The sequence below is a fragment of the Curtobacterium sp. MCBD17_035 genome (genome assembly GCF_003234815.2).
Lineage (GTDB): Bacteria > Actinomycetota > Actinomycetes > Actinomycetales > Microbacteriaceae > Curtobacterium.
The window spans coordinates 305,122-330,999 of sequence record NZ_CP126279.1; the positions used below are offsets into that span (position 1 = coordinate 305,122).

A 25,878-nucleotide genomic window follows, 5' to 3' on the forward strand; every position below is an offset into this window, starting at 1 on the left:
CTCCACACTCATGGCTCAGATCGCAGACTCCATCGACCAGACCCCGTCGAGCTTCAGCACCGAGAGCGCCCCGGCGACCTCGGAGGCGGCTCCTCGTCAGATCCTCAACGTCTCGGGCGCGGCCGTCGGTCGCCGCAAGGAGGCCATCGCCCGCGTGCGCCTCGTCCCCGGCGCCGGCACGTTCTCGGTGAACGGCCGCTCGCTCGAGGACTACTTCCCGAACAAGCTCCACCAGCAGCTCATCAACGACCCGTTCAAGGTCCTCGAGCTCATCGGTTCGTACGACGTCACCGCCCGCATCACCGGTGGAGGCCCCTCGGGCCAGGCCGGCGCGCTGCGTCTGGCGATCGCCCGGGCGCTCAACGAGATCGACCGCGAGAACAACCGCGCCACGCTCAAGAAGGCGGGCTTCCTCACCCGTGACGCCCGCGTCATCGAGCGCAAGAAGGCCGGTCTCAAGAAGGCCCGTAAGGCGTCGCAGTTCTCGAAGCGCTGATCGCGCTTCGGACGGCATCACCGTGCCACGTCTGTTCGGAACGGACGGTGTTCGTGGTCTCGCCAACGGCGAGCTGACGGCCGCGCTCGCACTGGGCCTCGCCCAGGCGAGCGCGGCCGTGCTCACGCACGGACACCACGCGGACGCACGTCGTGCGTCCGGTCGGCCGCGTCCCATCGCGGTCCTGGCGCGCGATCCGCGCGTCTCCGGGGAGTTCCTGGGCGCGGCCGTCGCGGCCGGCCTGGCGAGCGCCGGCGTCGACGTCCTCGACGCCGGGGTCATCCCCACCCCCGCGGCGGCGTTCCTCGTCGCCGACACCGACGCGGACTTCGGCGTGATGGTCTCCGCGTCCCACAACCCGGCGCCCGACAACGGGATCAAGTTCTTCGCCGCCGGCGGCCGGAAGCTCCCCGACGAGGTCGAGGACCGCATCGAGGCAGCGATCGGGAGCGCCGAGGTCCCGGTGCCCACGGGCGCCGACGTCGGGCGGATCACCCGCTTCGCCGACGCCGAGGACCGCTACGTCGTCCACCTGCTGAGCACCCTGCCCGCGCGGCTCGACGGCATCCACGTCGTCCTCGACTGCGCGAACGGGGCGGCGGCTGGTGTGTCGCCCGAGGTGTTCGTCAACGCCGGCGCGCAAATCACCCTCATCGGTGCCGACCCGGACGGCGTCAACATCAACGACGGCGTCGGGTCGACCCACATCGACAACCTCGCCCGCGCCGTGCTCGAGGTCGGCGCCGACGTCGGGATCGCCCACGACGGCGACGCCGACCGGTGTCTGGCGGTCGACGCCGAGGGCAACGCGATCGACGGCGACCAGATCATGGCGATCCTCGCGCTGTCCCTCAAGGAGCGCGGCCGGTTGCAGGACGACACGCTCGTGGCCACGGTCATGAGCAACCTCGGTCTCCGCCGGGCGATGGCCGAGAACGACATCGCGGTGCTCGAGACCGCCGTGGGCGACCGGTACGTGCTCGAGAAGATGGTCGAGGGCGGGTACTCGCTCGGCGGCGAGCAGTCGGGCCACATCATCTTCAACGAGTTCGCCACGACCGGCGACGGCATCCTGACCGGGCTCCACCTGGTCGCCGAGATGGCCCGCACGGGCAAGACCCTGGCCGAACTGGCCGCCTGCATGACCGTGTTCCCGCAGGTGCTCGTCAACGTGCGGGGTGTCGACCGGCACGGCCTCGACGACGCCGGTGTCCAGCGCGCCATCGCGGGCGCGGAGGCAGCGCTCGGTGACACCGGGCGGGTCCTGCTCCGGCCGTCGGGCACCGAACCCGTGGTCCGGGTGATGGTCGAGGCGGCGGACCAGGCGACCGCCGAGCGCGTCGCCAATGAACTCGCCGCGGTCGTGCACGACCGGCTCGGACTCGACGCGGCCTGATCAGGGCCGGGAGGCGCGGTGCGGATCGGACCCGCACCGCGCCTCCCGGTCGTGTCCGGGTGGTGCGGATCGGACCCGCACCGCGCCTCCCGGTCGTGTCCGGGTGGTGCGTCAGATCTTGCGGAGCAGCACGCTCGAGACGGAGTGGTCCGCGCCCTTCTTGAGCACGAGCGTCGCCCGGGATCGCGTCGGCAGGACGTTCTCGAGGAGGTTCGGCTCGTTGATGCTCCGCCAGACGTCCGTCGCGGTGCGGACGGCGTCCTCGTGGGAGAGCGTCGCGAAGCGGTGGAAGAACGAGTTCGGGTCCGCGAAGGCCGCCTGCTGCAGGGCGAGGAAGCGGTCGACGTACCAGGACTCGATGTCGCGGGTCTTCGCGTCGACGTAGATCGTGAAGTCGAAGAGGTCCGACAGCGCCAAGCCGCCGTTGACGGGTGGTGCGAGCACCGTGAGCCCCTCGACGATGAGCACGTCGGGCTGGCGGACGACGATCTCGGCGTCGGGCACGACGTCGTACTGCAGATGTGAGTAGAACGGGGCGCGGACCTCGGCCGCACCGCTCTTGACCTGGCTGACGAAGCGCAGCAGGGCGCGGCGGTCGTAGGACTCGGGGAACCCCTTGCGGTCCATGATCCCGCGGCGCTCGAGCTCCGCGTTCGGGTAGAGGAAGCCGTCCGTCGTCACGAGTTCGACCCGCGGGGTGTCCTCCCACCGCTTCGTCAGCTCGCGGAGCAGCCGCGCGACGGTGGACTTGCCCACCGCGACGGACCCCGCGACGCCGATCACGAAGGGCGTGCGTGACGCTCGCTCGCCGAGGAACCCGCTCGTGGCCGCGTGGAGGCTCCGGGCGCCCGCCGCGTAGAGGTTGAGCAGCCGGGACAGCGGGAGGTAGACCTGTTGCACCTCGTCCATGTCGAGCCGGTCGCCGAGCCCCCGGAGCTGGACGATCTCGGTCTCGGTGAGCGCGAGGTGCTGGGAGGGTGCGAGGGCGGACCACTCGGGGCGGTCGATCTCGACGAAGGGCGTCGGGTGGGCGACGGTCTCCGCGTGGGCGTTGGCCATGAGGACGAGGGTAGACGAGAGGATGGTGCAGTCTCCGAGCCGACGCGGTGTGGACGACGTGCTGTCCACAGCGGGTGGACCGGATCACAGCGCCGCGGGAGACCCTGAGCGCACAGCCGGCGCTCGCCGGCGTCGCGATCCTCGTGATGGCGGTCGTCATCCCCACCGCACTGGCCCTGGGCCTCCACGCGGAACTCCGTCTCGAGGCGCCAACCGTGCAGTGGTGGCCGAGCTGGCTCAAGCTGCCGCGGCGGCAGACCGCCTACGAGAGCACGCCCACTGCCTGGGACAAGGCCGCCCCGCGACAGGGCGACAAGTGGATCCGCATATCGCTCCCCAACGGACAGCGCGTCGGCGGCTGGATGAGCGGGGCCAGCCTCGTGTCCACCTATCCGCAGCCGCGAGACGTCTTCATACAGGAGCAGTTCCCGCCCCAGGCCTCGTCGAAGTGACCGAGCGCGTCGCTCATCTGGGCGTACTGCTGTCTGTTGTCTGAGTAGGGTCGGCCGCATGGAATACCGTCATCTGGGCAACACGGGACTGCAGGTCTCCACGATCAGCCTCGGCACGATGGGGTTCGCCGGCACCGGGTGGGCGAGTCCGGTCGGCCACATCGACGTCGATGGGGCACGCCGGCAGATCGACATCGCGCGCGACGCGGGCGTCAACCTCATCGACACGGCCGACGTCTACTCCGACGGCGCGTCCGAGGAGATCCTCGGCCAGGCGCTGGGCAGCGCGCGTGAGGACGTGCTCATCGCCACGAAGGTCCGCGGGGGCATGGGGCCCGGACCGAACGACGGCGGACTGTCCCGCCACCACATCGTCAAGGCCGCCGAGGACAGCCTCCGTCGGCTCGGCACCGATCACATCGACCTCTACCAGCTGCATGGCTGGGACGGATCGACGCCCCTCGAGGAGACGCTCGGCGCGCTGGACGACCTCGTTCGGTCGGGCAAGGTGCGCTACATCGGTGCGTCGAACTTCTCCGGATGGCACCTCATGAAGGCGATGTGGGCCTCCGACAAGCACCACCTGGAGCACTTCGCGAGCCAGCAGATCTACTACTCGCTGCAGTCCCGTGACGCCGAGAACGAGCTCGTGCCGATCACGCTCGACCAGGGCATCGGCATCCTCGTCTGGAGTCCGCTCGCTGGTGGTCTGCTCACCGGCAAGTACCGTCGCGGTCAGGACGTGCCGGAGGGTTCGCGGCGCTTCGAGGGCTGGACCGAGCCGCCCATCGACGACGAGGACCGCCTGTACGACACGATCGAGGTGCTCGTCGACATCGCCGAGCAGCGGGGCGTCACCGCGACGCAGGTCGGCCTGGCCTGGACGCTCGCGAAGCCGGGCGTCACGTCGGCGATCGTCGGCGCGCGGACCGAGGAGCAGCTCACCGACAGCCTCGGAGCGGCGGACGTCCAGCTCTCCGCGGACGAGATCGCCCGCCTCGACGACGCGAGCGCGACGCCGTTGCAGTACCCGTACTGGCACCAGGCGAACACCGCGGACGGTCGGTCGAGTGCGGCCGACCTCAGCCTCATCGGGCGCCACCTGCAGCAGGACTGACCGCCGATCGGTCCGAGGCCCCGCACGCCACCGAGCGTGCGGGGCCTCGCCCGCAGACTCAGGCGGGGAGCGCGGCCTCGATCACGGCGACGATCGCCGGGTCGTCCGGCACAGTCGTGGGCCGGAACCGGTGGACGGCGCCGTCCGGCGTCACGACGAACTTCTCGAAGTTCCACGTGACGCGTCCGGCCTTGCCGTTCGCGTCCGGGGTCTGCTTGAGCTCCTGGTACAGCGGATGGGCGCCGCGGCCGTTCACCTTGACCTTCTCGGACATCGGGAACGTGACGCCCCAGGTGGTGCTGCAGTACTCCTCGATGGCCTCGGACGACCCGAGCTCCTGCAGGAACTGGTTGCTCGGGAACCCGAGGACGGTGAACCCACGGTCGCCGTACCGGCGCTGGAGTTCCTCGAGCTGCTCGTACTGCGGCGCGAGGCCGCATCGGGAGGCCACGTTCACCACGAGGACGACCTTGTCGGTGAACGCGCCGAAGGTGGTCTGCTCGCCCTGGAGCGTGGTGATCGGGATGTCGGTGAGGGTCACGGGCCGAAGCTAGACCCGGCAGCTGGGCGCCGTGCGTGTCCCCGGACCGGCGACCGGCAGGGCGATCGCGCGACGCCCGTGCGGCGGGCTCCCGGCCGCGCACCCCATAGGATCGAGCGCATGTGTGGCATCGTCGGGTACGTCGGCAACGGCAGCAGTCTGGGGGTCCTCCTCGGCGGACTGGGTCGGCTCGAGTACCGGGGGTACGACTCCGCGGGCGTCGCCGTGATCGACGCCGCGGGCGACCTCGAGTCGCGCAAGCGGGCCGGCAAGCTGCAGGTCCTCAAGGACGACCTGCAGGCCGACCCCATGACGGACGGCCGCACGGGCATCGGCCACACGCGATGGGCGACGCACGGCGGCCCGACCGATGGCAACGCACACCCGCACCTGGCCGACGGTGGCAAGTTGGCGCTCATCCACAACGGCATCATCGAGAACTTCGCCCTGCTCAAGGACGAGCTCCTGGCCGAGGGTGTGACGTTCCACAGCGAGACGGACAGCGAGGTCGCGGCGCACCTGGTCGCGCGGGAGTTCCGTGCCGGCCACGACCTGACCGAGGCGATGCGGCGGACGGTCGCCCGGCTCGACGGCGCCTTCACGCTGCTCGTCGTGCACGCGGACGAGCCGGACGTCGTGGTCGGCGCCCGCCGCAACTCGCCCCTGGTGGTCGGCCTGGGCGACGGTGAGAACTTCCTCGGCTCGGACGTCGCGGCCTTCGTGTCGCACACCAAGCGCGCGCTGGCGATCGGGCAGGACGAGATCGTCACGATCCGCCCCGATGCCGTCACGGTGATCGGGTTCGACGGCACGCCCGCGACCGCGAGCGAGTTCGAGGTGTCGTGGGACGCGTCCGCAGCCGAGAAGGGCGGCTGGTCGAGCTTCATGGCGAAGGAGATCAGCGAGGAGCCCGAGGCGGTCGCGAACACGCTGCTCGGCCGCGTGCACGACGGCGCCGTGACCCTGACGGACCTCGAGCCGATCGCGGACCGCCTCGCCCAGGTCGACCGCGTCATCGTGATCGCCTGTGGCACCGCGGCGTACGCCGGGATCCTCGGCAAGTACGCGATCGAGCAGTGGGCGCGGGTCCCGGTCGAGGTCGAGCTCGCGCACGAGTTCCGGTACCGCGACCCGGTGCTCGACGAGCGGACCCTCGTCGTGTCGATCAGCCAGTCCGGCGAGACGATGGACACCCTGATGGCGGTCAAGTACGCCCGTGAGCAGGGTGCCCGCACGCTGTCCATCTGCAACACCCAGGGCGCGACGATCCCGCGCGAGTCCGACGCCGTGCTGTACACGCACGCGGGCCCCGAGGTCGCCGTGGCCTCGACGAAGGCGTTCCTGGCGCAGGGCGTCGCGCTGTACCTGCTCGGCCTGCACCTCGCGACGCTCCGGGGCACGCTCACGCCGGAGCAGGTCGCGGCGCAGGTCGCGGAGCTCGACGCGCTCCCGGCGAAGCTGCAGCAGACGATCGAGGACGCCGCCTCGGTGACCGAGCTCGCGCGCTGGATGGCGGACACCCGGAGCGTGTTGTTCCTCGGGCGCCACGTCGGCTACCCCATCGCCCTCGAGGGGGCGCTCAAGCTCAAGGAACTCGCGTACATCCACGCCGAGGGCTTCGCCGCGGGCGAGCTCAAGCACGGCCCGATCGCGCTCATCGAACCGGGGCAGATCGTGTTCGTCATCGTGCCGAGCCCCCGCGACGAGCGGTCGCTCCACCCGAAGGTCGTCTCGAACATCCAGGAGATCCGGGCCCGTGGGGCGCGGGTCATCGCGATCGCGGAAGAGGGCGACGCGGCCGTCCTGCCCTACGCCGACGAGGTCCTGCGCATCCCGCTGGCGACGCCGCTGTTCGAGCCGCTCCTGGCGGTCGCGCCGCTGCACATGTTCGGGATGGAACTGGCGGCGGCCAAGGGGCTCGACGTGGACCAGCCCCGCAACCTCGCCAAGTCGGTGACCGTCGAGTAGTCCCGTGATCATCGGCATCGGTGTCGACGTCGTGGACCTCGGTCGGTTCGCCGGGGTCCTCGAGCGCACGCCCGCGCTCCGACGTCGCCTGTTCACGCCGGCGGAGCTGCTGCGGGACGGCGAGCCCCGCCCCACCGCCTCGCTCGCCGCCCGCTTCGCGGCCAAGGAGGCCCTGATCAAGGCGTTCGGCACGAGTGCGGGACTGAGCTGGCAGGAACTCGAGGTCGTCGCGGACGACCAGCGTGCACCGTCGCTGACCCTGCACGCGGGGGCCCAGGCGGTGGCCGACGCGCGTGGCGTGACGGCCGTCCATCTGTCACTGTCGCACGATGGACCGATCGCGACGGCGTTCGTCGTCATCGAAGGGAACTGAGGAGTTGACCGACCATACGTGGAGGCCGCGCGGGAGCGCGCGGCCGACCCAGCACGCCGGGGCCGAACCGAGCCTCCCGTCCGTGGTGGTGACCCGGTGAGCGCGTTCACCGGCGTCACCGTCGACCGGGAGGCCCTGATCGCCAACTACGCGACGCTGGCCGAGCGGGTGGCACCGGCGGGTGTGATCGCGGTCGTCAAGGCCGACGGGTACGGGCACGGCGCCGTCGAGGCGGCACGCGCCTTCGTCGACGCGGGCGCGGAGTGGCTCGGCGTCGCGGACGTCGACGAGGCCCTCGCGCTCCGGCGCGCGGGCATCGACGTGCGGATCCTCGCGTGGCTGCACGCCCCGGACGAGGACTTCGTGCGCGCCGCGTCCGAGGGCATCACGCCAGCCGTCTCGTCGGTCGAGCAGCTCGCCGCGGCAGCCGGCGCGGAGGTGCCCGCGGTCCACCTCGTCCTCGACACCGGCCTGAGCCGCAACGGCGCGGTCGAGTCCGAGTGGCCCGAGCTCTTCGCCGCTGCCGCGGCGCTGCCGCGGACACGGGTGGAGGGCGTCATGTCGCACCTGGCCAACGCGTCCCGCGAGGACGACCTCGCCCAGGACGCCGCCCTCGACCGGGCGCTCTCGGCGCTCGCCGCTCACGGGATCGTGCCCGAGGTCGTCCACCTCGCGGCGAGCGCGGCGTCGATCGCGGTGCCCGAGACGCGACGCGACCTGGCCCGGATCGGCCTGTCCCTGTACGGCCTGAGCCCGTTCGCGGACCGGACGTCCGCCGAGCTCGGACTCCGCCCGGCGATGACGGTCACGGCGTCGGTCCTCCGGACGATCCGGGTGCCGGCGGGGCACGGTGTCTCGTACGGCTACACCCACCGCACCGAGCGCGAGACGACGCTCGCGATCATCGGACTCGGCTACGCGGACGGCTTCGACCGTGGCTTCGGCAACCGGGTGTCGGTGTCGATCGGCGGCCGACGCTTCCCGGTGGTCGGCCGCGTGGCGATGAACGCGATGCACATCGACGTCGGCGACGCGGAGGTCGCGGCGGGCGACGAGGTCGTCCTCTGGGGCGACCCGGCCACCGGGGTGCCGTCCGTCGAGGAATGGGCGGCCGCCATCGGCACGATCAACTACGAGGTGGTCGCACGACTCGGCCCCCTCCTGGCGAGGAGGACGACGTGAGCGCGCCGCTCCGCGAGGCCGTCGTCGACCTCGATGCGTACCGGGCCAACATCGACCTCCTGCGGTCGTGGATGGACCCGGTCGAGGTCATGGTGGTCCTCAAGGCCGACGGGTACGGACACGGCATGGTGCCCCTCGCGCTCACCGCGGTCGACGCGGGCGTCCGCTGGCTCGGGGTGCTCACGGTCGAGGCAGCCCTGCGGCTGCGCTCGGTCGGTGTCGGCGAGGACGTCCGGTTGTTCGCGTGGCAGCACGACCCGGACCTCGACCCCCGGGACGCCGTGGACTCCGGTGTCGACCTCGGGGTGTCGAACGTGGCCGAGCTCGACCGGATCGTCGCGGCCGTGACCCAGCGGCCGGCGCGCGTGCACCTCGGGGTCGACACGGGCCTCCACCGCGACGGCGCGACGCCGGACCGGTGGCCTGCGCTCGTCGAACGTGCCCGCGACGCCCAGCGCGCCGGTGCGATCGAGGTCGTCGCCGCGTACACGCACCTCGCGGAGGCGTCCGACGACGACGACGCCGCGGCGGTCGCCGTGTTCACCGAGGCGGTCGACGCCGCCGCGGGACTCGGGCTCGAGCTGCCGATCCGGCACGTCGCCGCCAGCCTCGCCGGCCTCGAGCGGCCCGAGTTCCGGCACGACATGGTCCGCATGGGGGCGAACACGTACGGCATCCCCGGCGCGGACGGCGTCACCGCGGCGGACCTCGGGCTCACCCCCGTGATGACGCTCACGGCGTCGGTCGCGAAGGTCAAGCGGGTCCCCGTCGGCACGGGTGTCTCGTACGACTACACGTACCGGACCGCCGCCGAGACCACGCTCGCCCTCGTGCCGGTCGGCTACGCGGACGGCGTGCCCCGGCGCGCCCAGGGACGGGTCGAGGTCACGATCGGCGGCGTCCGCTACCCGATCGCGGGGCGGGTGGCGATGGACCAGTTCCTCGTCGACGTCGGGGACGACGACGTCCGTGTGGGCGACACGGTCGTGTTGTTCGGCCCGGGCGAGCGCGGCGAGTCGACGATCCTCGAGTGGGCCGCGGGGCTCGACACGATCGGCGAGGAGCTCGCCTGCCGGATCGGCGGACGCGTGCCACGGCGCTACTGCGGGCGGCACGCCGAGGAGTTCAGCCAGCGCGCCGCCGTCCTGAACCGCAGTGCGGGTGGCCGACCGTGACCGTGCTGCTCGACGTCGTGGTCGACGGCACCGGGGCCATGGAGGCGCTCGGAGCCCGGCTCGCAGCGGTGCTCCGTGCGGGGGACCTCGTCGTGCTGACGGGGCCCCTGGGCGCGGGCAAGACGACCCTGACCCGCGGCCTCGGCGCTGCCATGGGCGCACGGGGTCAGGTGTCGAGCCCGACCTTCGTGCTCGCCCGGACACACCCGACGGCCCGGGGCGTCGACCTCGTGCACGTCGACGCGTACCGGCTGTCCGACCCGGTCGAACTCGACGACCTCGACCTCGACTGGGACGGCTCGGTCGTCGTCGTCGAGTGGGGGCGGGGCATGGTGGACGGCATCAGCGCGGACGTGCTCGAGGTCGAGATCGAGCGGGCGAGCGGTGCTGCGCTGCCCGGCGACGGTGCGGGCGTGATCGACGCGGACGACGTCGACCCGGACGACGTCCCGGACGAACCGCGCCACGTGGTGGTCCGCGCCGTGGGCCCGCGCTGGGACGGCGTCACCGTCTGACGCTGTACGCCCCGGGTCGGCTGCGCACCATCCGTCCCCCGGGCGCACAGGTCACGATCCGGTCACACCGCTACCGTCGCCGCCATGAAGATGCTCCCGAAAGCAATCCTCGTGTCCATCCTCGGTGTGGCCGCGTCATCCGGCCTCGTCGGGCAGACCGCGTTCGCGGAAGCGGCCGACTCGACGGCGCCGTCCGCGGCGAACGCGACGCGACCGCACGTCGTGATGATCGGCGACTCGATCATGGCCGGCTACGGCCTCGCCAGCCCGGACCAGGCGTGGCCCGCCCTGGAGGCGGCGGACGAGCACGTCGACGTGACGAACCTCGCGTGCAGCGGTGCCGGGTTCGTCCGGGTCGGCGACTGTGGGACGGACTTCAACGGGCTCGTCGGGCAGGCCGTCGCGGCGCACCCCGACCTCGTCGTCATCCAGGCGTCCGACAACGACCAGGGCCAGAGCGCCGCTGCGATCGCCAGGGGAGCCTGGAGGACCGTGGCGCGCATCCACGGAGCACTGCCGGATGCCCGGATCGTCGGGCTGAGCACCCTCTGGAACCAGCCCGGGCCCGCGGACCCGGTGGTCGCGGAGAGCTCGGACGCCCTGCAGGCCGCGGTGACCGCCGCCGGCGGGACGTTCATCGACGTCGGGCAGCCGCTCGCCGGACAGCCGCAGCTCCTCCAGGGGGACAGCGAGCACCCGACCGTGGAGGGCCAGCGGGTCCTCGGGGACGCGATCGCGAACGAGCTCGCTCGGGCCGGCATCAGCAACTGAGCAACCCGCCGGCCGGTGCCGTGCACCGGCCGGCGACGGTGCGCCCGCGGTCGTCCAGCTCGTCCGACAGCTCGACCCCGTCCCCGCGTGCGCGGGGGAGGCGCGGGTGGGCCACCCCGCGTCCCCGCCACGACCGTACGATGGTCCGGTGCTCCTGACCATCGACACGTCCGCCGGCACGGCCGTCGCCCTCGTCGACCCGGCCGCCCGGACCGTGCTCGCCGAGCGGAGCACCGAGGACACCCGGCGGCACGCCGAGGTCGTCGGGCCCTTCCTGGCCGACGTCCTGTCGATCGCCGGCGTCACCCCTGCGGAGGTCACGGGCGTGGTCGCGGGCATGGGTCCCGGGCCGTTCACGGGCCTCCGGGTCGGGATCGCCGCGGCGCGGACGTTCGCCGTCGCGCGATCGGTGCCGTTCCTCCCGGTCGTGAGCCACGACGCCGTCGCCGCGGCCGAGGCCGACGGCGGCCCGCTCGTCGTCCTGACCGACGCGCGCCGACGCGAGGTCTACTGGAGCGTCTACGCGGGCGGCAGCGAGGCGGCGACCGACCGGTCGGACCGGCACGGTGCCTCCCGACCGCTCCCGGTGCGGACCGCCGGGCCCGGGCTCGCGCGCCCGGACGACCTCGACGCCGTGCTCGGTGACGCCGCCGACCTGCGCCGCGTCGCCTCGGTGACGATCCCGGCCGGGCGCCTCGGACTGCTCGCCGCCGAACGCCTGGCGGTCGGCACACCGTTCGCCGACGACGAGCCGCTGTACCTCCGGGACCCGGACGTGACCATGCCGGGTGCGCCGAAGCGGGTGCGCTCGTGAGCTGGCGGATCCGGCCCGCCCGGCCCGACGACCTCGACGCGGTCATGCGGCTCGAGCGGACCTCCTTCCCGACCGACGCGTGGTCGACCGCGCAGATGAGGGAGGAGTTCCGCTCGCCCTACGGCCACTACGTCGTGGCCGAGACGACCGACGAGGCACCGGAGCCGGTCCTGGTCGGGTACGCCGCGTTCTCGTCGTTGCCCGGAGGACACGACGGTGACGTCCAGACGATCGCCGTGGCCGCCGACCACCGCGGGCAGGGCCTCGGGCGAGCGCTGTTCCGCGAGCTGCTCGACGAGGCCGCCCGCCGCGACGTGCGCGAGGTGTTCCTCGAGGTCCGTGCTGACAATCCCGTCGCGCAGGCCATGTACCGCTCGTTCGGCTTCGAGGCCATCGGCACGCGGCCGCGGTACTACCAACCCGACGACGTCGACGCGCTGGTGATGCGGGGCTCGGTCCGGGACCGAACGACGGGAGGCACGGCATGAGCACGACGACGGACGGCCCGCTGGTCCTCGGGATCGAGACGAGCTGCGACGAGACCGGCGTCGGCATCGTGCGGGGCCGCACCCTGCTCGCGAACGTCATCGCGTCGAGCATGGAGGAACACGCCCGCTACGGCGGGGTCGTGCCCGAGGTCGCGGCGCGCGCCCACCTCGAGGCCATGACCCCGACGCTCGAGCAGGCACTCGACACCGCGGGCGTGCGGCTCGACGAGCTCGACGCCGTCGCCGTGACCGCGGGACCCGGGTTGGCCGGTGCCCTCATGGTGGGGGTCGGCGCGGCGAAGGCGCTCGCGGTCGCGACCGGCAAGCCGCTCTACGGCGTGAACCACCTGGTCGGCCACGTCGGGGCGGACGTCCTGCGTGCCGACGGCACCGAGATCGAACTGCCGACCGTCGCACTGCTGGTGTCCGGCGGCCACACGTCGCTCCTGCTCGTGCGGGACCTCGTCGACGACGTCGAGCTCCTCGGCGAGACGATCGACGACGCTGCCGGTGAGGCGTTCGACAAGGTCGCACGGCTGCTCGGGCTGCCGTACCCGGGCGGGCCCGAGATCGACCGAGCCGCCGCCGATGGCGACCCCTCCGCGATCCGGTTCCCCCGCGGCCTCACCCTGCCGAAGGACATGGCGGCCCACCGGTACGACTTCTCGTTCTCCGGCCTCAAGACCGCGGTCGCCCGCTGGGTCGAGCGCTGCCGCGACGACGGGCGCGACGTCCCCGTCGCCGACGTCGCCGCGAGCTTCCGCGAGGCCGTCGTCGACGTGCTCCTGACGAAGGCGCTCGCCGCGTGCCGGGACACCGGCGTCGACCGGCTCCTGCTCGGCGGGGGTGTCGTCGCGAACCGGCGGCTCCGGGCCGTGGCCGAGGAACGGTGCGCGGCCGCCGGCGTCACGCTCCGGATCCCGCCGCTCGACCTCTGCACCGACAACGGCGCGATGATCGCCGCGATCGGGGCGCAGCTCGTGGCGTCCGGGCACGCCCCGAGCGACCTGGGGATCGCGGCGGACTCGACGTTGCCCGTGACGACCGTGCAGGTCTGATGACGGTGCAGGTTCGACGAGGGTGCAGGTCCTGACGACGGTGCAGGGCTGACGAGGGTGCAGGTCCGACGACGGTGCGGGCCTGACGACCGCGGCGGCGCGGCACCGCGCGTCCGCTGGCCGTGCCTCCCCCGCTCCGGGGGTGCTGGCGGCCGGTCGTGCGCAGGCCCCCTGTGGGAGGATCGGCGGGACGCCCGCACCGTGGGCGACGAGGAGGTGAACACGTGTCCGACCAGAACGACCAGCCGCAGTACGGACAGACGCCGTCCGGCCAGGCGCCGTCCGGACAGACACCGTCCGGACAGACACCGTCCGGACACCACGGGTACGGCCAGCCGCAGTTCGGACAGCCGCAGCACGGGCAGCAGTCGCCGTACGGACAGCAGGGTCAGCACGGGCAGCAGCCGTACGGCCAGCCGCAGTACGGCCAGCAGCCCTACGGACAGCAGCCGTACGGCCAGCCGCAGTACGGCCAGCCCAATCCCTACGGGCAGCCCGGGTCGGGGTACCCGCAGGCGTCGTCGAGCTGGAACCTGTTCTCGATCCTCGCCATCGTGTTCGGCTTCGTGGTGGCGCCCCTCGGGGTGGTGTTCGGGCACATCAGCCTGCACCAGATCAAGCGCACGGGGGAGCAGGGGCGCCCGCTCGCGCTCACGGGGCTCATCGCGGGCTACGTGATCACGGCGCTGTGGGTCGCCTACATCGTGTTCATCGTCATCTTCTTCGCGTTCGTCGCGTCGCACAACGGCGACTACTCGAACTACCCGAACACCTGATCCCGGGCCGCCCGGGCCGCCCCGCCCCGCACCGCCCGCCCGCCGACGGCGGTCCTCACCGAGATCGCACAACACGCCGCTCACCTTCGAAGTGAGCGGCGTGTTGTGCGATCTCGACGGATGGGGCCGGGCAGGACCGGCGTCAGGGGCGATCGCACAGGACGGCCGCGTGCCGTCCCTTCAGGCGGGTGAGGACGAGCGTCGCCTGCCCGGACCCGCCCTGGAGGCGCAACCGCCGACGGAACTGCGCGGGGTCCACGTCGACACCGCGCTTCTTGATCTCCACCCGGCCGACGCCGTCCGCGGCGAGCCGAGCCCCGATCCGCTTCGGGTCGAGGGGCAGGACGTCGCGGACGCGGAACACCTGCGCGAACGGGGTGTCGACGGGGGCGTCCGTGCTCAGGTAGGCGATGCCCGACGAGAGCATCCGGCCGCCGAGTCGCCGCCCGAGATCTCCGATGAGCCGAGCTCGGATGACCGCGCCGTCCGGCTCGACGAGGTACTCGCCCAGCGGGCCGACCTCGACGTCCTCGGCGTCGGCCGGTCCCGTGAGCTCGGCGACACCGTGCACCCCGATGACGGTCGCGGCCCGCTGGACGTTCGGCCGTGCGAGGGGACCGAACCACAGCGCGAGTTCGACGACCTCGCGGTCGACGCTCGTCCACTGTGCCTCGGCCGTGTCGGGGACGAGGTCGCGGTCGACGCCCGGCCCGAGCTTGACCCCGGTGGGCAGCTGCGTCGCCGCGGCGAACACCGTGTCGAGCGACGGGGACCAGTCGTCCGGGTCCTCCAGCCGTCGTGTGTCGCTGTGTCCCGCGGTGCGCCGTGCCGGATCGAGCCACACGCCGTCGACCCGGCCGACGTCGAAGCGGGCCGCGTCCCCGAGCTCGACCCGGGCCGCGGGCCACGGTGCCAGGTTGTGCGTGGCGATCGCGGCGGTGACCTCGTCGCGGTCGACGGCGACGACCTCCAGGTCGAGCGCCGCGAGCGCGAGCGCGTCCCCGCCGATGCCGCACCCGAGGTCGGCGACGCGTGTGATCCCGGCGGCGGCGAACCGGCCGGCGTGCTGTGCCGCGACGCGGAGGCGCGTCGCCTGCTCGAGACCGGCCTCGGTGAACAGCATCCGGCCCGCGAAGTCGCCGAACTTCGAGCGGGCCCGCTGACGGAGTCGCGCCTGCGTCAGGACCGTCGCGACGAGCCGGGGATCGTGGCCCTCGGCGCGGAGGCGCGACACGGCACGGACGACGTCGTCGCCCTCCGCGAGACCTGGGACGCGATCGAGGAGCGCCATGCCCTCGGGTGTGAGCAGCTGTGCGAGGTCCGCGGCGTCCATGCCCCGATCCTCCCAGTTCCCGCACGACGGTTCGGCAAGCCCCCACTTCCGTGACCGTCGGCGGACGGGCGTCTGAACAGTCGGTGACGACGGTGAACGCAGGGGAAACCCGGCCTCGGAGCGGGCTTACCGTGTTCCGCGGATCCCCCCGGACGGGGGTCCGATCAGGGCGTCCCGTGCTGCTCCACGGGGCCGGGAGCGGAAGGGGCTCGGGTGTCGAATCGGTTCGCGTACGGGGTCGTCGGGCTCGTCGTCGCACTCGTCGTGACGGCCGGCATCGTCGTGCCGCACCTCCTGCCGACGCGCGCCGTCCCCGGGCACTACGACGTCGCCGCGGGCACCGACGTCTGCGGGACGGGGTGGACCGACCCCGCGGGCGGCACGCAGACCCTCCGCATCACGAACACCTCGGTCGCGGGCGTCGAGGTGCAGCTCGAGGACCCCCGGTCCGGGGCCGTGTACCTCGACGCCGAGGGGCTCGGTGCCGGCGCGTCCCAGACCTACCGCGTGCGCCTCGGCTCGGGCGCCTACCGGTTCCGCTGCCTGCCGGCCGACGCCGACGCGGTGGTGGGTCCCGTCGTCCACCTCCACGGTGCGGCGCACGTGACCGGCGCGACGCCCGGGGTCGTGCCCGTCACCCGGAACGACCTCATCCCGGCCGCCAAGGCGTACGGCGACTGGATCGAGGGTCGACTGCCCGTGCTCGAGGCCGACGTCCGGCGGGTCGCCGCCGACGTGCACGCCGGCGACCGCGCGGCCGCCGAGCGGGACTGGCTGACCGGGCACACGGAGTACGAGCAGCTCGGCGCCGCCTACGGGGCGTTCGGCGACGCCGACACGGCCATCGACGGCACTCCCGCGTCGGGGCGGACCGCGCTCGACGACCCGGACCTCACCGGGTTCCACCGCCTGGAGGCCCTGCTCTGGTCCGGCGCACCGGTGTCCGCGAGCGCTCCGGTCGCCGATGCGCTCGTCGCGGCCGTCCGGCACCTCGAGGCCACGTTCCCGACCGCCCGCATCGACCCGCTCGACATCGGGCTCCGCGCACACGAGATCCTCGAGAACGCGCTGCAGTTCGAGGCCACGGGCACGACCGACGCCGGCAGCCACACGAACCTGGCCACCATCGCCGCGAACGTCGTCGGCACGGAGCGGGCCCTCGACCCGATCCGGGGGATCCTCCGCACCCGGTACCCACACCTCGCCGCGACCGATGCGGCACTCGCCGCGCTCACGGCGCGCGTCGACGAGGGCCGCCACGCCGACGGCACGTGGACGCCGCTCACCGACCTCACGACCACGCAGCGGGAGGACCTCGACGCGTCCATCGACCGCGCACTCGAACTGCTCGCGCCCGTCGCGGCGATCTGCGACATCCGGAGGACCTCGTGACCGACCAGCCCCAGTGCCCGCACGCCGCGGCACGCCGTCCCTCCCGCCGTGGGTTCCTGGCGGGAGCGGCCGGAGCCGGCGCGGGGGCGGCGGCGACCATGACCGCGGCGCTGGCACCGGGCCTCCCGGCCGTGGCCGACACGACCGCGGCGAGCGCCGGGAACCCGGCGAGCGACACCGCGACCGACGGTGGTGCCGCCGCGTCGTACGCGTTCCACGGGGCGCACCAGGCGGGCATCACCACACCGGCCCAGCGGTCGGCGGCCTTCGTGGCGCTCGACGTGACCGCGGTCTCCCGGTCCGAGCTGCGCGACCTGCTGCGCACGATCACGGAGCGCTCGCGGTTCCTCACCCGCGGCGGACAGCCGACGGACGTCGGGATCACGGCGCCGCCGTCGGACTCGGGCGTGCTCGGACCGGACGTGCCCGCCGACGGTCTGACGATCACCACGAGTGTCGGGGCGTCGCTGTTCGACGACCGGTACGGCATCGCGGACCGGAAGCCCGCGCGCCTGCGGACCATGGAGGACTTCCCGAACGACGCGCTCGACCGGGCGATCTGCGACGGCGATCTGCTCCTGCAGATGTGCGCGAACAACACCGACACGGTCGTGCACGCGCTCCGGGACGTCACGCGGGCGACGCGCGGTGCGATGCAGGTGCGGTGGCGACAGGACGGCTTCGTGTCCCCGCCGCGGCCGAGTGGCACGCCGCGGAACCTGCTGGGGTTCAAGGACGGCACCGCCAACCCGTCGACGAGCGACCGGACGGCCATGGACGACCTCGTGTGGACCCGGGCGGGCCGGATCGAGGACGGCGTCGTCGAGCCGGACTGGGTGACCGGCGGCAGCTACCACGTCGTGCGGACGATCCGGATGCTCGTCGAGTTCTGGGACCGCGTGTCCCTGCACGAGCAGGAGACGATGATCGGCCGCCACCGCGACTCCGGCGCCCCGCTCACCCGAACGCACGAGTTCGACGACCCGGACTACGCGGACGACCCGACGGGCGACGTCATCCAGCTCGACGCGCACATCCGGCTGGCGAACCCCCGCACGGCCGCGGCGAAGCGTCAGCAGATGCTCCGTCGCCCCTACAACTACGACGCCGGCACCGACGCGAACGGGAACCTCGACATGGGGCTGCTGTTCACGTGCTTCCAGGCGGACCTCGAACGGCAGTTCGTCACGGTCCAGAAGCGCCTCGCCGACGAACCGCTCGTCGACTACATCTCGCCCGTCGGCGGCGGCTACTTCTTCGCCCTCCCGGGAGTCCGCCACGCGGACGACTGGCTGGGACGACCACTGCTCAGTTGACGCACTGTTCCACACACCATCAGACAGGGGACACCAGTGATCCGACCATCCGCGCTCATGCGGTCGACGAAGGGGCGACTCGTACTCGCCGCCGGAGCGACCGCCGTGGCCGCCGTGACCGTGGGGGCCATCGCCATCGCGCCGCTCACGGCATCGGCCACGAACCAACCGGCCTCGTCGTCGCGGACGAGCACGCCCATCAAGCACCTCGTCGTGTTGTTCGACGAGAACGTCTCGTTCGACCACTACTTCGGGACCTACCCGAACGCGACGAACACCGACGGCACGACCTTCGCCGCCGCCAAGGGCACGCCGAGGGTGAACGACCTCGTCACCTCGGGCACGCTGACGGGGAACCCGAACCTCTACGCGCCGAGCCGGCTCACCCCGTCCCAGGCGCTCACCTGCGACCAGAACCACGGGTACGCCGCCGAGCAGAAGGCCGAGGACGGCGGGAAGATGGACGCCTTCGTCCAGAACACCTCGACCGACACCTGCACGGGCGAGTACGGCAGCCCGGGCCTGGCCATGGACTACTACGACGGCAACACCGTCACGGGCCTGTGGAACTACGCGCAGCACTACGCGATGAGCGACAACGCCTGGGACACGACCTTCGGGCCGTCCACCCCCGGTGCGCTCAACCTCGTGAGCGGCCAGACGCACGGCGGCGTGGCGGTGGACTCCGTGACCGGCGCCGTGGTCAAGGGCTCCACCGCGGTCGCCTCGGCGAACGCGGACGGTGTGGGCACCGTGATCGGTGACCCCGACCCCGCCTACGACGACTGCTCCGACAGCGACCACACGTCGACGTCGAACCTCGTCGCGATGCAGGGCAAGAACATCGGTGACCTGCTCAACGCCAAGGGCGTCACGTGGGGCTGGTTCCAGGGCGGTTTCACGCCGACCACGAAGTACGCGGGCTCCGGCACGTACGCCAAGTGCGACGCCACCACCGCGAACGTCGGTGGGACCGCGGCGAAGGACTACTCACCGCACCACAACCCGTTCGCGTACTACAAGTCGACGTCGAACCCGCACCACCTGCCGCCGACGAGCGACGCGATGATCGGGCACAGCGATCAGGCGAACCACGAGTACGACCTGTCGGCGTTCACCACCGCGCTCGCGCAGGACAACGTCCCCGCCGTGTCGTTCCTCAAGGCCCCCGAGGCGCAGGACGGCCACCCGGGCTACTCGGACCCGATCGACGAGCAGCAGTTCCTGACGCGCGAGATCAACGCCATCGAGCAGTCGAAGGCATGGTCCTCGACCGCGATCGTCATCAACTACGACGACTCGGACGGCTGGTACGACCACCAGGCCCCGACGATCCTCAACGGGTCGAAGGACACGGCGACCGACAGCACGATCTGCACGAACGCCCGTGCTGCGGTCGCCGGCGGGTACCAGGACCGTTGCGGCCCCTCGCAGCGCCTGCCGTACCTCGTCATCTCGCCCTTCGCCAAGCAGAACGCGGTCGACCACACCCGGATCGAGCAGACGTCCACCACGGCGTTCATCGAGGACAACTGGGGCCTCGGCCACATCGGGGACGCCTCGTTCGACCGTCGCGGTGGATCGCTCGCCGGCATGTTCGACTTCGCGCACCCGCAGCAGCGCGAGGTCCTGCTGGACACCACCACCGGCGCCGTCGCGAAGGTCGTGTCGACCGTCCCGACGCACAAGCCGGCCCCGCCGCACGGGCCCGGGAAGCCGGGGAAGCCGGGCAAGCCGGGCTGGGGCGGTGGGCACCACCACCACCACCACTGACGCCGCCGCGCGTCGGCGGGGGAACGTGACCGCCTGACGGCCGGGAGGCACGGTGCGCACCTGCACCGTGCCTCCCGTTCGTCGTCGGTCCGGGGCCGCGGCCGCTCGCGGTCCCGCGCGGAGGAGCACGATGGAGGACATGAGCAACGTCGCCGTCATCGGAGCCACCGGTCACATCGGGAGCTTCCTCGTGCCCCGCCTCGTCCGGAGCGGACACCACGTGGTCGCCATCAGCCGCGGGCAGCGCGCCCCCTACGTGGCGGACGACGCGTGGGACGACGTGGAGCGGGTCGCGCTCGACCGCGAGGGCGACCCCGAGGGGTTCCCACGCGCCGTGGCCGACCTGGGGCCCGACGTCGTCGTCGACCTGACGAGCTTCACCGAGGACGACGCGCGGGGCCTCGTCGAGGCGCTCCGTGGTCGGACCGGGCACCTCGTGCACTGCGGCACCATCTGGGTGCACGGTCCGTCGCTCGTCGTCCCCACCTCGGAGGACGACCCGCGGGGGCCGATCGGCGAGTACGGCACGCGGAAGGCGGCGATCGAGGACCTGCTGCTCGCCGAGTCCGCCCGCGCCGACGGGCTCCCCGCCACCGTGCTCCGCGCCGGGCACATCACCGGCCCCGGGTGGCCCGTCATCACGCCGCTCGGGAACCTCGACGCGACCGTCTGGGAACGCCTCGCCGCGGGGGAGCCGCTCACCGTGCCGGACCTCGGGCTCGAGACGCTGCACCACGTGCACGCCGACGACGTCGCCCAGGCGTTCGCGCTCGCCATCGAGCGGCCGGACGTGGCCGCCGGCCGTGTCTACAACGTCGTGTCGCCGCGGGCGATGAGCGTCCGGGGGCTCGCCGAGGGCGTCGCGAGCTGGTTCGGGCGCACCGCGGAACTCCGTCCGGCCTCGTGGGAGGCGTTCCGCGCATCCACCACGCCGGAGCACGCCGACACGACGTTCGAGCACGTGCGCCGAAGCCACGCGATGAGCATCGACCGGGCCGCGACGGAGCTCGGGTACGCGCCGGGCTGGACCTCCCTGGAGGCCCTCGCCGACGCCCTCGTGTGGCTCGCGGACCACGGCCAGGTCGACCTCGGCGGCTCCGTGCCCGAGGTTGTCCGGACGCTCGCCGCCGGCCGGCGATAGGCTCTTGGCACTCGGATTGACCGAGTGCCAGACCACCCCCTACAGTTGGGGTTGGCACTGCCCCTGGGGGAGTGCCAGCCCCAGTTTTTCTTCAGTACCGAGAAAGAAGAGGTCAGCCGTGGCTGTCAGCATCAAGCCGCTCGAAGATCGCATCGTCATCCGTCAGGTCGAGGCGGAGCAGACCACTGCGTCCGGTCTCGTCATCCCGGACACGGCGAAGGAGAAGCCCCAGGAGGGCGAGGTCGTGGCCGTCGGCCCGGGTCGCATCGACGACAACGGCAACCGCGTGCCGCTCGACGTCGCGGTCGGCGACAAGGTCATCTACTCGAAGTACGGCGGAACCGAGGTCAAGTACTCGGGCGAGGACCTCCTGGTCCTGTCCGCGCGCGACGTGCTCGCCGTCGTCGTCCGCTAGGACAGCACCAGCAGCAGGACCAGCTCCAGCAGGCCCCGTCGGTTCCGACCGGCGGGGCCTGCTGCTGTCCCGGCCCGGCCCGGCCCGGCCCGGGCACCCGGCGTGCGCACGTCAGCCCGGCGCGCGGGCCGTCGGAGGACGGCGGTTCCGTCGCCCGAGAACGCGCCAGCCGGGCGACCACCGTGTCGTCGGTGCCTAGGATCGGACGCGTGCCAGCACGACCCGCGTCCGCCGAACCCCGATCGGAAGCGGCCGTCGGCGTCGTCCAGGCCCTGGCCGCGTACGGACTCTGGGGCCTCATGCCGCTGCTGTTCGTGGCCATGGCACCGGCGGGAGCCACCGAGATCGTCGCGTGGCGGATCCTCTTCGCACTGGTGTTCTGCGCCGTCCTGACGGCGGTGCTCCGCGCGTGGGGTCGCCTGGTCGCGCTGCTCCGACAACCGCGGGTCATGGGCGTGATGGCGCTCGCCGCGTTCCTCATCGTCGTCAACTGGACCGTGTACGTCGTCGCCACGACCACCGGTCACACCGTCGAGGCGGCACTGGGGTACTTCATCAACCCGCTCGTGACGATCTTCCTCGGCGTCGTGCTGCTGGGGGAACGCCTCCGCGCCGCACAGTGGGCGGCGGTCGGCATCAGCGTCGTGGCGGTGGTGATCGTGGCCGTCGGGTACGGCCGGATGCCGTGGATCTCGCTCGCCCTCGCGTTCTCGTTCGGGCTCTACGGGCTCGTCAAGAAGCGCGTGAGCGGCGTCGTCGACGCGGTCAGTGGCCTCACCATCGAGACCATGTGGCTGACCCCCGTCGCGGTGATCGGCCTCGTCGTCGTCGCCACCCTGTCCCGTGGCGGGATCACCCTCACGGCGAACGGCTGGGTGCACGCGCTCATCACCATCGCGGCTGGGCCGGCGACCGCGGTGCCGCTGCTGCTGTTCGCGTCGTCCGCACGCCGGCTCAGTCTGTCGACGCTCGGCCTGACGCAGTACCTGACCCCGGTCCTCCAGCTCGTGGTCGGCGTCTGGCTGCAGCACGAGCCGATGTCGCCGGAGCGGTGGGTCGGGTTCGCGCTGGTCTGGGTGGCGCTCGTCGTCCTGTCGACCGACGGTCTGCTCGCCGGGCGCCGAGCCCGGCGCTCGGTCGGCGACCCTGTCCGCGTCGACCCCGTGATCTGAGCGCGCCGACAGGCTGACGCTCCGACGGGCCTCCGAGCCGAGCGCGAGCAGCGCCGGCACTGTGCACCCGCTGGGTCTGCATCGCCGTTCCCGTTCGTTCCCACAGGTTCGGTCACGGTTCAGCAACGAAACACCACCCTGACGAGACCGCCACACGGCCGAAACAATCGAACCCTACGTTTGCTCGCATCCCAGCGGACGCACAGCTGCTCGACGATCGAAGCGGTCGCGGCCGCTCAGAGAAAGGGCATCACGGATGATCAGAACCAGCAGCGCCGCCAAGGCGTTCGCGATCGCGGGAGCAGCCGCCATCCTGCTCGCCGCGTGTTCGACGGAGAGCGCCGGCAGTGGTGGCGCATCCGGTGCGGCGTCGGCGTCGTCGTCGTCGGGCAAGGACCCGGCGGCCAGCTGCAAGGCGCCGTCGAAGCCCAGCCAGGACGCGTTGGAGTACGGCACGCTGCTGCCCCTGACCGGCAGCCTCGCCTACCTCGGGCCGCCCGCCATCGCCGGTGCAGGACTCGCGATCGATGACATCAACGCCGCTGGCGGTGTCATCGGCAAGGACGTGAAGATCTCGACCGCCACCGACTCGGGTGACAGCACCGACATGACGGTGTCGTCGTCCGCGGCCCAGAAGCTCATCGCGGCCAAGGTCCCCGTGGTCCTCGGCGCCGAGTCGTCATCCGTGACCCTGAACGTGGTCGACCAGATCACGAGCAACTGCACGATCGAGATCTCGCCGGCGAACACGGCGACCGACCTGTCCGGCTACTCGTCGTACTACTACCGGACCGCGCCGCCGGACACGGTGCAGGGCTCCGCGCTCGGACAGCTCGTCGTCGGCGACGGCAACGCCAAGATCGCGTTCCTCGTCTTCAACGACGCCTACGGCACCGGCTTGCGGAACACCGTGCAGAAGGCCGTCGAGGCCGCGGGCGGCAGCGTGGTCTACGGCGGGAAGGGCAAGGGGCAGGAGTTCCCGCCCGGACAGACGACGTTCTCGTCCGAGGTGACCGCCGCGCTGGCCGCCAAGCCGGACGCGATCGTCATCCTCTCGTTCGACGAGACGAAGTCGATCGTGCCCGAGCTCGTCTCGCAGGGCTGGGACATGTCGAAGACCTACATGTCCGACGGCAACACCGCGGACTACTCGAAGGACTTCGACCCGAAGACGCTCCTCAACGGTCAGGGCACGATCCCCGGGTCGGACCCGAAGGCCGCGTTCAAGACGAAGTTGACGACGTGGTACAAGACGAACGAGGGCAATGACCTCCACGACTTCGCCTACGCCGCCGAGTCGTACGACGCCATGGTGCTCACCGCGCTCGCGGCAGAGGAGGGCAAGGGCACAGACGCCGGTACGATCCAGGCGCACATGGCCTCGGTCTCCGGTGCCAAGGGCGGGACGAAGTGCTCGACCTTCGCCGACTGCAAGAAGCTCGTCGACGCCGGCACGAAGATCCAGTACACCGGACCGTCCGGCGTCGGGCCGTTCAACACCGACAACGACCCATCGAGCGCCTACATCGGCATCTACAAGTACGACCAGGACAACAAGCCGGTCTACCAGAGCGCCATCCAGGGCTCGACCAAGTAGGTCACGTCCGTCTGATCGCAGGGCGGTCCCGGGGCACCGGGGCCGCCCTGCGTCGTCGCTGGATGCACCGTCCGGCGGCTGGGGGTACCGTCCGCGGCATGAGTGACTTCCAGCCCACCACCGCCATCGTCACCGGAGCCGAGTCGGGGATCGGGAGGGCCACCGCGGTGGCGCTCGCCGAGGCCGGGATGGACGTCGGCATCACGTACCTCGAGGACATCCGCGGCGCGGAGGACACCGCCGCCGAGGTCCGCACCCACGGACGCCGCGCGGTCGTCATGCAGATCGACGTGACGGACCTGCAGCGCTGCGGGCAGGTCATCGACCGACTCGCGGAGGAACTCGGCGGCGTGGACGTGTTCGTCAACGATGCCGGCACCGGCGACAACGCACCGTTCCTCGAGATGACCCTCGACCAGTGGCGGCACACCGTCGCGACGGACCTCGACGGCGCCTTCGTGTGCATCCAGCACGCGGCCCGACGCATGGTCGAGGCCGGTCGTGGCGGTCGCATCATCGGCATCACGAGCGTGCACGAGCACCAGCCGCGCGTCGGGTCCGCCGCGTACGACGCCGCGAAGCACGGCCTCGGAGGCCTGCTCAAGACGGTGGCGCTCGAGCTCGGGCGCCACGGGATCACCGTGAACGCCGTGGCGCCCGGCGAGATCGCGACGCAGATGACGGGCAACGAGGACACCGACCCGCACCCCATCGACCGGCCGGGGGTCCCGCTCGGACGCCCTGGAGATGCGCGCGAGATCGCCGCGGTCGTCGCGTTCCTGGCGTCGCCGCTCGCGTCGTACGTGACCGGTGCCTCGTACGCGGTGGACGGGGGCATGCTCCAGATGGGGCCGCAGGCCGGGTCGCACCTGCAGTCGGACGACTGGCGTCAGGCCTGAGTCGCCTCCGCACTGGGCGGCGGAGCCGGCCTGCTGTCGGCGCGCGCCGCCCGTGCGGCCTCACGCTGCGGACGTCGACGGGGTCGATCACGGCGGTTCCTCCGACTCCTCGGCGACAGGTCCCTGGCCGATCACGACCGCCGTCCGAGGGTCGTCCGCCGTCGACCACGGCAACGTCACCAACAGGTTCAAGACGACCATCGCCGCTCGTTGATCGTCTGGGTGCGATGAGAACGCGTGTTCCACGATCCACGCCCACCGCGTCCACCACTGGTCGCGGTGGGCCAGGTCAGCCGCCCGCTGGCGAGCCGCTCGGCGCTCGAACGCCGCGGATCGATCGCCGAAGGAGGGCGATGGGGAGGAACGGCGTCAGCGCGGCCGGCGGATCCGGATCGGACCGTGGATGTGGTCGGGATCGATCACGGACCCGCGCTGGGTGATCTCGACCTCCCCGCGCGCGACCATGCGGCGCGCGGCCTGCCGCGTCGGCTCCATCAGGCTGCGCCAGTCATCGCCGCCGAGTGCCCGTGCCGCCTCCGACGGGCAGGTGCTCGACGTGGCGGCGCGCGTGTCGAGCAGATGGGCGATCGTCGCCTCGAGGGCGTGATCGGTGTCGGTCAGGACGCCGTCCCCGGCGGTCCGCTGGTCGTCACCCACGA

Annotated in this window: 26 protein-coding genes; 22 read left to right on the forward strand and 4 right to left on the reverse strand. The window is 72.2% G+C overall.

What is annotated here, in order from left to right; genetic code table 11:
• Positions 1-10: 10 nt before the first annotated feature.
• Together rpsI and glmM are read left to right on the forward strand one after the other, a co-directional pair.
• The gene (gene rpsI, locus DEI93_RS01495) at positions 11-496 is read left to right on the forward strand and encodes a 30S ribosomal protein S9 (protein WP_111009817.1); all 486 of its coding nucleotides are present in this window, start codon (positions 11-13) and stop codon (positions 494-496) included.
• 22 nt (positions 497-518) lie between these two features.
• Positions 519-1,892, forward strand: a complete 1,374-nt coding sequence (glmM, locus tag DEI93_RS01500; RefSeq protein WP_111120083.1) for a phosphoglucosamine mutase — start codon at positions 519-521, stop codon at positions 1,890-1,892.
• Between the two features lie 111 nt (positions 1,893-2,003).
• On the opposite strand, the gene coaA is transcribed toward glmM, so the two are convergent.
• On the reverse strand, positions 2,004-2,951 hold the full coding sequence (gene coaA / locus DEI93_RS01505) for a type I pantothenate kinase (protein ID WP_111120084.1): 948 nt from the start codon (positions 2,949-2,951) through the stop codon (positions 2,004-2,006).
• 74 nt (positions 2,952-3,025) lie between these two features.
• Between coaA and DEI93_RS01510 the strand changes: the two genes are divergently transcribed.
• Both DEI93_RS01510 and DEI93_RS01515 read left to right on the forward strand, forming a co-directional pair.
• Positions 3,026-3,403 carry a DUF6338 family protein gene (locus DEI93_RS01510; protein ID WP_111120085.1) on the forward strand — a complete coding sequence of 126 codons (378 nt, stop codon included), beginning with the start codon at positions 3,026-3,028 and terminating at the stop codon, positions 3,401-3,403.
• 58 nt (positions 3,404-3,461) lie between these two features.
• Positions 3,462-4,520: an aldo/keto reductase gene (locus tag DEI93_RS01515; protein ID WP_111012142.1), complete on the forward strand. Its 1,059-nt coding sequence runs from the start codon at positions 3,462-3,464 to the stop codon at positions 4,518-4,520.
• Positions 4,521-4,578: 58 nt separating this feature from the next.
• Here the strand turns inward: DEI93_RS01515 and DEI93_RS01520 are convergent, their stop codons facing one another.
• On the reverse strand, positions 4,579-5,061 hold the full coding sequence (locus DEI93_RS01520; RefSeq protein WP_111009812.1) for a glutathione peroxidase: 483 nt from the start codon (positions 5,059-5,061) through the stop codon (positions 4,579-4,581).
• Between the two features lie 120 nt (positions 5,062-5,181).
• Here DEI93_RS01520 and glmS point away from each other — a divergent pair, with 120 nt between their 5' ends.
• From glmS to DEI93_RS01570, 10 genes are all read left to right on the forward strand, one after another.
• Entirely contained in the window at positions 5,182-7,029 is a 1,848-nt protein-coding gene (glmS, locus tag DEI93_RS01525) for a glutamine--fructose-6-phosphate transaminase (isomerizing) (protein ID WP_111120086.1), read from the forward strand.
• 4 nt (positions 7,030-7,033) lie between these two features.
• Entirely contained in the window at positions 7,034-7,402 is a 369-nt protein-coding gene (locus tag DEI93_RS01530) for a holo-ACP synthase (protein ID WP_111009810.1), read from the forward strand.
• A gap of 96 nt (positions 7,403-7,498) precedes the next feature.
• Positions 7,499-8,584 (forward strand): alanine racemase, encoded by a 1,086-nt coding sequence (gene alr, locus DEI93_RS01535; RefSeq protein WP_111120087.1) that lies wholly within the window; start codon positions 7,499-7,501, stop codon positions 8,582-8,584.
• On the forward strand, positions 8,581-9,759 hold the full coding sequence (alr, locus tag DEI93_RS01540; RefSeq protein WP_258372275.1) for an alanine racemase: 1,179 nt from the start codon (positions 8,581-8,583) through the stop codon (positions 9,757-9,759). The genes alr (DEI93_RS01535) and alr (DEI93_RS01540) overlap by 4 nt, the downstream gene beginning before the upstream one ends.
• Before the next feature lie 38 nt (positions 9,760-9,797).
• A complete protein-coding gene (tsaE, locus tag DEI93_RS01545) occupies positions 9,798-10,274 on the forward strand; it encodes a tRNA (adenosine(37)-N6)-threonylcarbamoyltransferase complex ATPase subunit type 1 TsaE (RefSeq protein WP_111120131.1) in 477 nt (158 codons plus the stop codon).
• 84 nt (positions 10,275-10,358) lie between these two features.
• A complete protein-coding gene (locus DEI93_RS01550) occupies positions 10,359-11,045 on the forward strand; it encodes an SGNH/GDSL hydrolase family protein (RefSeq protein WP_111120089.1) in 687 nt (228 codons plus the stop codon).
• Between the two features lie 148 nt (positions 11,046-11,193).
• Entirely contained in the window at positions 11,194-11,859 is a 666-nt protein-coding gene (gene tsaB, locus DEI93_RS01555; RefSeq protein ID WP_111120090.1) for a tRNA (adenosine(37)-N6)-threonylcarbamoyltransferase complex dimerization subunit type 1 TsaB, read from the forward strand.
• Positions 11,856-12,347, forward strand: a complete 492-nt coding sequence (gene rimI, locus DEI93_RS01560; RefSeq protein WP_258372276.1) for a ribosomal protein S18-alanine N-acetyltransferase — start codon at positions 11,856-11,858, stop codon at positions 12,345-12,347. Before tsaB ends, rimI begins: the two co-directional genes overlap by 4 nt.
• Positions 12,344-13,405, forward strand: a complete 1,062-nt coding sequence (tsaD, locus tag DEI93_RS01565; RefSeq protein WP_111036907.1) for a tRNA (adenosine(37)-N6)-threonylcarbamoyltransferase complex transferase subunit TsaD — start codon at positions 12,344-12,346, stop codon at positions 13,403-13,405. The genes rimI and tsaD overlap by 4 nt, the downstream gene beginning before the upstream one ends.
• 224 nt (positions 13,406-13,629) lie before the next feature.
• On the forward strand, positions 13,630-14,181 hold the full coding sequence (locus DEI93_RS01570; protein ID WP_111120091.1) for a DUF4190 domain-containing protein: 552 nt from the start codon (positions 13,630-13,632) through the stop codon (positions 14,179-14,181).
• A gap of 142 nt (positions 14,182-14,323) precedes the next feature.
• Here DEI93_RS01570 and DEI93_RS01575 read toward each other — a convergent pair whose 3' ends face one another.
• Positions 14,324-15,514, reverse strand: a complete 1,191-nt coding sequence (locus DEI93_RS01575; protein ID WP_111120092.1) for a class I SAM-dependent methyltransferase — start codon at positions 15,512-15,514, stop codon at positions 14,324-14,326.
• 213 nt (positions 15,515-15,727) lie between these two features.
• On the opposite strand from DEI93_RS01575, the gene DEI93_RS01580 reads away from it, so the two are divergent.
• From DEI93_RS01580 to DEI93_RS01615, 8 genes are all read left to right on the forward strand, one after another.
• Positions 15,728-16,906 (forward strand): EfeM/EfeO family lipoprotein, encoded by a 1,179-nt coding sequence (locus tag DEI93_RS01580; protein ID WP_111120093.1) that lies wholly within the window; start codon positions 15,728-15,730, stop codon positions 16,904-16,906.
• The gene (gene efeB, locus DEI93_RS01585) at positions 16,903-18,222 is read left to right on the forward strand and encodes an iron uptake transporter deferrochelatase/peroxidase subunit (RefSeq protein WP_111120094.1); all 1,320 of its coding nucleotides are present in this window, start codon (positions 16,903-16,905) and stop codon (positions 18,220-18,222) included. Before DEI93_RS01580 ends, efeB begins: the two co-directional genes overlap by 4 nt.
• A 36-nt stretch (positions 18,223-18,258) precedes the next feature.
• Positions 18,259-19,995, forward strand: a complete 1,737-nt coding sequence (locus DEI93_RS01590; protein ID WP_284158518.1) for a phospholipase C — start codon at positions 18,259-18,261, stop codon at positions 19,993-19,995.
• 139 nt (positions 19,996-20,134) lie between these two features.
• Positions 20,135-21,136 (forward strand): NAD-dependent epimerase/dehydratase family protein, encoded by a 1,002-nt coding sequence (locus DEI93_RS01595; protein WP_111120133.1) that lies wholly within the window; start codon positions 20,135-20,137, stop codon positions 21,134-21,136.
• 118 nt (positions 21,137-21,254) lie between these two features.
• The gene (gene groES, locus DEI93_RS01600) at positions 21,255-21,551 is read left to right on the forward strand and encodes a co-chaperone GroES (protein WP_111009800.1); all 297 of its coding nucleotides are present in this window, start codon (positions 21,255-21,257) and stop codon (positions 21,549-21,551) included.
• 209 nt (positions 21,552-21,760) lie between these two features.
• Positions 21,761-22,723, forward strand: coding sequence for an EamA family transporter RarD (gene rarD, locus DEI93_RS01605; protein ID WP_258372277.1), 963 nt, complete (start codon positions 21,761-21,763; stop codon positions 22,721-22,723).
• Between the two features lie 256 nt (positions 22,724-22,979).
• The gene (locus DEI93_RS01610) at positions 22,980-24,320 is read left to right on the forward strand and encodes an ABC transporter substrate-binding protein (RefSeq protein ID WP_111120097.1); all 1,341 of its coding nucleotides are present in this window, start codon (positions 22,980-22,982) and stop codon (positions 24,318-24,320) included.
• A gap of 98 nt (positions 24,321-24,418) precedes the next feature.
• Entirely contained in the window at positions 24,419-25,219 is an 801-nt protein-coding gene (locus tag DEI93_RS01615; protein ID WP_111120098.1) for an SDR family oxidoreductase, read from the forward strand.
• A gap of 369 nt (positions 25,220-25,588) precedes the next feature.
• Here the strand turns inward: DEI93_RS01615 and DEI93_RS01620 are convergent, their stop codons facing one another.
• Positions 25,589-25,876 (reverse strand): DUF3253 domain-containing protein, encoded by a 288-nt coding sequence (locus DEI93_RS01620; RefSeq protein WP_220037435.1) that lies wholly within the window; start codon positions 25,874-25,876, stop codon positions 25,589-25,591.
• Positions 25,877-25,878 lie beyond the last annotated feature (2 nt).

What these genes read in the sequence shown, in the direction of transcription:
- rpsI (WP_111009817.1), top strand. Translation starts at nt 11, where the DNA reads ATGGCTCAGATCGCAGACTCCATCGACCAGACCCCGTCGAGCTTCAGC.
- coaA (WP_111120084.1), bottom strand. Translation starts at nt 2,951, where the DNA reads ATGGCCAACGCCCACGCGGAGACCGTCGCCCACCCGACGCCCTTCGTC.
- DEI93_RS01515 (WP_111012142.1), top strand. Translation starts at nt 3,462, where the DNA reads ATGGAATACCGTCATCTGGGCAACACGGGACTGCAGGTCTCCACGATC.
- glmS (WP_111120086.1), top strand. Translation starts at nt 5,182, where the DNA reads ATGTGTGGCATCGTCGGGTACGTCGGCAACGGCAGCAGTCTGGGGGTC.
- tsaE (WP_111120131.1), top strand. Translation starts at nt 9,798, where the DNA reads ATGGAGGCGCTCGGAGCCCGGCTCGCAGCGGTGCTCCGTGCGGGGGAC.
- DEI93_RS01550 (WP_111120089.1), top strand. Translation starts at nt 10,359, where the DNA reads ATGAAGATGCTCCCGAAAGCAATCCTCGTGTCCATCCTCGGTGTGGCC.
- tsaD (WP_111036907.1), top strand. Translation starts at nt 12,344, where the DNA reads ATGAGCACGACGACGGACGGCCCGCTGGTCCTCGGGATCGAGACGAGC.
- DEI93_RS01575 (WP_111120092.1), bottom strand. Translation starts at nt 15,514, where the DNA reads ATGGACGCCGCGGACCTCGCACAGCTGCTCACACCCGAGGGCATGGCG.
- DEI93_RS01595 (WP_111120133.1), top strand. Translation starts at nt 20,135, where the DNA reads ATGAGCAACGTCGCCGTCATCGGAGCCACCGGTCACATCGGGAGCTTC.
- DEI93_RS01610 (WP_111120097.1), top strand. Translation starts at nt 22,980, where the DNA reads ATGATCAGAACCAGCAGCGCCGCCAAGGCGTTCGCGATCGCGGGAGCA.
- DEI93_RS01615 (WP_111120098.1), top strand. Translation starts at nt 24,419, where the DNA reads ATGAGTGACTTCCAGCCCACCACCGCCATCGTCACCGGAGCCGAGTCG.